Annotated in this window: 3 protein-coding genes; all 3 read right to left on the minus strand. The window is 44.5% G+C overall.

Annotation, left to right across the window (positions count from 1 at the left end; genetic code table 11):
- Positions 1-267 precede the first annotated feature (267 nt).
- Complete coding sequence (locus tag QZP87_RS09785; RefSeq protein WP_291322735.1) at positions 268-1,140, minus strand: sulfotransferase; 873 nt, start codon at positions 1,138-1,140, stop codon at positions 268-270.
- A gap of 42 nt (positions 1,141-1,182) precedes the next feature.
- Positions 1,183-2,160 carry a polysaccharide deacetylase family protein gene (locus tag QZP87_RS09790; RefSeq protein ID WP_291322736.1) on the minus strand — a complete coding sequence of 326 codons (978 nt, stop codon included), beginning with the start codon at positions 2,158-2,160 and terminating at the stop codon, positions 1,183-1,185.
- An 83-nt stretch (positions 2,161-2,243) separates the two neighbouring features.
- The coding region (locus QZP87_RS09795) for a sulfotransferase domain-containing protein (RefSeq protein WP_291322737.1) at positions 2,244-3,229 on the minus strand (986 nt) is incomplete at its 5' end.

Genomic DNA, 3,229 nt, shown 5'->3' on the forward strand with positions numbered 1-3,229 from the left:
GATAATTTCCAGCCCATGGGGGGCTGTCCCCGCATATCATACATGGACTGGATGGTGTCTGCTGAATTTTTTCCGGATATTTGTAAGGGGTTGAGTATCTGTTTAGCGCTTTGGATGTGGCATGGGACTGGCTCTTCCGGGACACACTTGTCCCAGAAAATGAGTCATGTTGAGCACAAAATGATGCTCAAGTGGGTCCCGGAGTTGCCTGTCCCCTGCTTTCCATAAAAGCGCTAAACAGATACGGGGTTGAGATCACAAACCTAGTCAGTTTGAATATTTATAACTATCCCAAAGTCTTATAAAACCGGCTTTTTGGATTATGTCCTCCACTGCAGCCAATCTCCAGGGGGCGCTAAGTTCTTTCTTCCAGGCACCAATGCGGGTTGTCGAAAGAGGCTGGCTTAGACGCATCAGAGTGGAGCTGGTTTTTCCGGTTATGTTTTGCACTTTTTCCAGGTCCTTACTTTCTCCCTGAAAGCCGGCCACACTGTCTTCCCATGGTTCCCGGATAAACTCCAGGATATCGCGCATTGTTTCTTTTGGGTACAGTACAAGGTCCTCATATCTGATCTCGACCATTAACAGCGACCAATTGGTTTTTTTTGCTTCTTCATGAGCACTGATGAATTTTATCCATAGGTTGGAGAAGGTTTCGGGGTTGCTCCATTCTTCCGACTTAAGTGCATTGGATGAATACACATCCCTTGGGTCCCGTACTACATGTATAAAATATGCTTGCGGCCAGAAAGTAAAAATTCGTTCTATATGCAGGGTGTTGGCCGGAGTTTTTTCCACCCATCTTTTTTTTCCATTTAATGATGCATATGTGGACATGAAGCTATCAATGAATGCTTCTCCGGATGAGCACTGCTCAGCCATATCCAAGGCTGCCATTGTATTGACATCATAATATGCTGCCAGGCGAGAAACATGTTCCTGCAAAGGCTCATTCCTGGTTCCATCCCAGTTTCGTTTGTCGGCTTTCAAGTCTTTTCCGGAAAAATCAAGGTCAAACCAGAAAGTCTCCAGTCCCCCGGCAATGTTTGAATGCTTGCCAAGCATGGCCCGTAAAAGAGATGTGCCGGATTTATATAGACCTCCAATGAATACTGGAGAAGACTTTGAATAACTGCTCATCAATTTCCCTGAATTTTATTGGTATTTGAATACATAAATTTGCTAAGAATACCTGAACCAGGATGCGTGGGTGACTTTGTCCCAGAACTCTTCAATATTTCCGGGGCGTTTTGCATTAAATATATCACTGACGGAAAAACGCGCCATGAACATGGGCGCATCTATTTTCATGTTGCCGGCACGCTCCAAGGTGAAGGCAAACTTGATGCCCATTCTTTCCGCTTGATGGGCTACAGTCTTACTGCATGCTTCTCTGAATCCGAAGGGATAGCTCAATGTTGTCACGTTCAGACCAGTCCATTCACTAAGCTTATTCATGGAAGTAACAAAGTCTGACAATGCATTTTCATTGTCTAAAAGCCCCAGGGGACGGTGTGCATGTCCGTGTGTGCCCAGGCACCCGGATTCTGCCAGTTCTGCCGTCATGCATTTGTCCATGTACAGCTCATTGCTCATGCTGGCCTGATCAAAGCCCGCCTTATGAAAGATTTGACCAACTACAAGTTCCTGCTGCTTTTCCTCCAGCACGTGGTTCAGGAAGAATTTGAGTCGGGCATTCTCCACAGAGTCATACCTGTAAACTTTTTGTGCCTTATGAGCATCAGGGAGACTGAACTCCAGGCTTTCTTTTGCCAATACGGCTTGTAAATGCTTCAACAGTCCGTCAGGATGAGTGTAGGCACGGATTATATGGATTTTATGGGTGGTAGTAACAAAACTTTCCTCGATGGGTCTGGTGATTGCATAAAATATCGCTGGAATACCTTTCTTCTGTAAAACAGGCCAGGCGAATTCATACTGTTCTTTAAGACCGTCATCAAAGGTAATGACCACAGCTCTGTCAGGAAGTGAACGTTTACCGTCTACAATATCCACAATATCATCTATGCCCAAAAAACAGGCTGATCTCCCAAGCACATCAAGCTGCAGGGAAAAATCTTCCGGGGTTACTCCGAATATGCTTGGATACGGTGCATCAAAATGTTCTCTGATGTAATGGTAGTTTATTGCTATGAGCATGCTTAAATTTTAAGTGTAAGTCAGTAGTTGAAATAATGTATGGCAATTGCCTATGCCCGATATGATTTGGGGGTTGTCCATACTCATTGGTCACTGTCCATCAGGTAACCGCGAGTGGCAAGATCCTCTCCCAGCAACTGGGCGAGTTTCCGGTTCTGCCTGCCATAATGGGTCCGGACCAGATCAAGTAATTCCTGGTTGTTTTCATTGGCAGTTTTTAGTCCCAGCATGTAGAGAAAGGCATAAGATAGATTAATGCCCTCACCTGGGCACTTTATATTTTTTACCACCCTGTCCCAGACCTTGATACCCGTCGGGGAAGGGTTGGCTGTATTGTCTATAGCTGACAAAATTATTTCAGGAGTTAGACCAAGGAATTTTGCCAACTGCTCTGCAAAATGGTATGGGCTCTGTTTTAGATCTTCATAAAAAAGAAGTTTTACATTCTGGTGGCCGACTATTCTAGAATAACAATTAAACAGATCAAAGTAATTCATGACTGAAAACCAGCAGGATTCCTGGTTTTGCATACCCATCCTCGACCATGCAACAAACTCGGGTACAAAAAGAGTTCGCATCAATTTTCTGGCCTGCTTGTTCAATCTGTCTTTCAAATAGTGACGAGAGGTATCGAACAGGCCCAGAGCAGCCCAATGTTTGCGAATTCTCATTTGAGAAAACCTTGACTTCATCAAGCCCTGTTGTCGTCTAAGGGTTATAATTATTTTGGCCTTTGGGTCGATTCTGGATAATCGCCTGGCGTACAAATCTTGCACAGCCAGCGTGTTCCCAAGTGAGGTGACTTTTTCGTCAGAGATTAATACCAGTTTGCTTTGTGCCGACCTTTTTATCTCGGACAGAGTATTCCTAGCATCCTCTATGTCGGTAGCAGAATCTGGAAGGGGTATACCAACCCCAGCAATTCTATGAAATTTACTAACTTTATGATCCAGTTTTCTGGAGGGGGTAAAAAGAGATTCGTCGGAAAACAGAAATTTTTGAAGAGTGGTAGTCCCGGTCCTGGGCAGTCCGATATGCAGTATCATCTTAGTTTCCCTGTTTATCCTGC

The organism is Desulfonatronospira sp., from assembly GCA_003563255.1.
GTDB lineage: Bacteria > Desulfobacterota > Desulfovibrionia > Desulfovibrionales > Desulfonatronovibrionaceae > Desulfonatronospira.

Bases quoted from the DNA above. Each gene is read 5' to 3' on its own strand.
- QZP87_RS09785 (WP_291322735.1), bottom strand. From the start codon at position 1,140: ATGAGCAGTTATTCAAAGTCTTCTCCAGTATTCATTGGAGGTCTATAT.
- QZP87_RS09790 (WP_291322736.1), bottom strand. From the start codon at position 2,160: ATGCTCATAGCAATAAACTACCATTACATCAGAGAACATTTTGATGCA.